The organism is Achromobacter sp. (genome assembly GCF_036567245.1).
GTDB lineage: Bacteria > Pseudomonadota > Gammaproteobacteria > Burkholderiales > Burkholderiaceae_B > Achromobacter.
Window position 1 is genome coordinate 1 of the sequence record NZ_DATCUY010000140.1, and the last position, 1910, is coordinate 1910.

The 1910-nt window shown below is 69.5% G+C and carries 3 protein-coding genes; 2 read left to right on the forward strand and 1 reads right to left on the reverse strand.

What is annotated here, in order from left to right; genetic code table 11:
• Positions 1-760: LysR family transcriptional regulator (locus VIR09_RS06160; RefSeq protein WP_332012074.1), on the reverse strand; the 760-nt coding region annotated here is incomplete at its 3' end.
• Between the two features lie 115 nt (positions 761-875).
• Between VIR09_RS06160 and VIR09_RS06165 the strand changes: the two genes are divergently transcribed.
• Both VIR09_RS06165 and VIR09_RS06170 read left to right on the forward strand, forming a co-directional pair.
• Entirely contained in the window at positions 876-1421 is a 546-nt protein-coding gene (locus VIR09_RS06165) for an N-acetyltransferase family protein (RefSeq protein ID WP_332012072.1), read from the forward strand.
• The coding region (locus VIR09_RS06170; RefSeq protein WP_332012073.1) for an MFS transporter at positions 1418-1910 on the forward strand (493 nt) is incomplete at its 3' end. The genes VIR09_RS06165 and VIR09_RS06170, both read left to right, overlap by 4 nt.

Consider the following 1910-nt stretch of genomic DNA (forward strand, 5'->3'; position numbering starts at 1 on the left):
GCCGACCCGCGCCCGACACGGCCAGCCTGGGCAGGATGGCGCAGCCCAGGCCGGCGGCGACGATCTCCTTCATGGCCTCGGTGCTGCCCAGCTCCATCACGGGCTTGGCTGCCAGTCCGGCTTGCTCGAACCAGTCGTCCACCAGGCGGCGGGTGCGCGCGCCCGGTTCGAACAGCACCAGCGGCAGCTGCGCCAGCGCCTGCGGCGTGGCGGCGGCGGGAATGGCGGCCGGATCGCGGGCGGGAAAAATCGCCACGAACTCGTCGTCCAGCACAGGGGTGACCTCGAACATCCGTCCCGGCGCAGGCAAGGTGACCAAGCCGATGTCCAGGGTGTTGTTCTCCAGCCCGCGCAGCATGTCGGCCGTGTTGCCGGTGCTGGCCACGACGTCCAGGGCCGGAAAGCGCCGCCGCAGGTCGGCCAGGATCGGGGGCAGCAAATACGTGCAGGCGGTGGCGCCCGTGCCCAGCCGGACGCGGCCGGACACCTGGGACGCATGCGCGGTCATGGCGAGCTCGGCCTGCGCCAGTGCGGTATCGATGACGCGCACATGCTCCAGCAGTTCCAGCCCGGCCGCGGTCGGGCCGGCGCGGCGGCCGATGCGTTCCACCAGTTTCAGGCCGAAGCGCCGTTCCAGTTGGCGGATCTGCAGGCTGACGGCGGGCTGGGTCACGCCGCCTCGTTCCGCGGCGGCGGAAAAACTGCCTAGTTCGATCACCTGCGCGAAAGTGCGCAAATGGTCCAGGTTGAGGCCGCGCATCGCTTTCATCCAAAGTTTTACTTATGAAAATCATAATAAACCAAAGCTTTATTAATATATAAGCTTGCGCGACACTGGCGGCTTGTTTCTCCACTCCCATTGCCACGGCCTGCTCATGTCGTCCCCCGTCCCCACCGTCCTCATCCGCGACAGCGCGGAAGCCGATCTCCCCGCCATCAAGGCCATCTACGCCCACCACGTGCAGCACGGCACCGCCTCGTTCGAACTGGACCCGCCGTCCATCCCGGAAATGCGCCAGCGCCGCGCCGCCGTGCTGGAAAAGGAAATGCCTTATCTGGTCGCCGAGATCAGCGGCGAGGTCGTGGGCTACGCCTACGTCACCCCTTACCGCCCGCGTCCGGCCTACCGGCACACGGTGGAGGACTCGGTGTACGTGAAGGCGGGCCGCTCCGGCCTGGGCATCGGCGGCAAGCTGCTGGCCGCGCTGATCGAACGCTGCACCGCCGCCGGCTGGCGCCAGATGCTGGCCGTAGTGGGCGACAGCCGCAACGCCGCGTCCCTGGCCCTGCACGCCAGCCAGGGCTTCCATCCCGCCGGCACGCTGCGGTCGGTGGGACACAAGCACGGCGAATGGCGCGACACGGTGCTGATGCAGCGCACGCTGGGCGAGGGCGACGCCACGCCGCCGCAACGGCCGTGATCGCGCCGCGCGCCATCGTCTGTCTGGGGCTGACGCAACTGGTCGGCTGGGGCGTGATGTATTACCTGATCGGCGCCCTGGGGCCGGCCATAGCCGCGGATCTGGGCTGGAACGCCGCCACTGTCTACGGCGGCTTTTCAGCGGCCATCGTGGTGATGGCCATGGTGTCGCCGCTGGCCGGCATGGCCGTGGACCGCTGGGGCGGACACCGCGTCATGCCCGTGGGCGCGGTGCTGGGCGCGCTGGGCTGCGCGGGCCTGTCGATGGCGCACTCCATTCCCTGGTACTTCCTGGCCTGGGCGGTGCTGGGCACAGGCATGCGGCTGTGCCTGTACGACGCGGCTTTCGCGTCGCTGGCGCGCGCGGCCGGCCCCTCGGCGCGCCGGCCCATGTCGCAAATCACGTTGTTCGGCGGGCTCGCGTCCACGGTGATGTGGCCGGTGGGCCATGCGCTGTCAGGCTGGCTGGGTTGGCGCGGCGCGGTGCTGG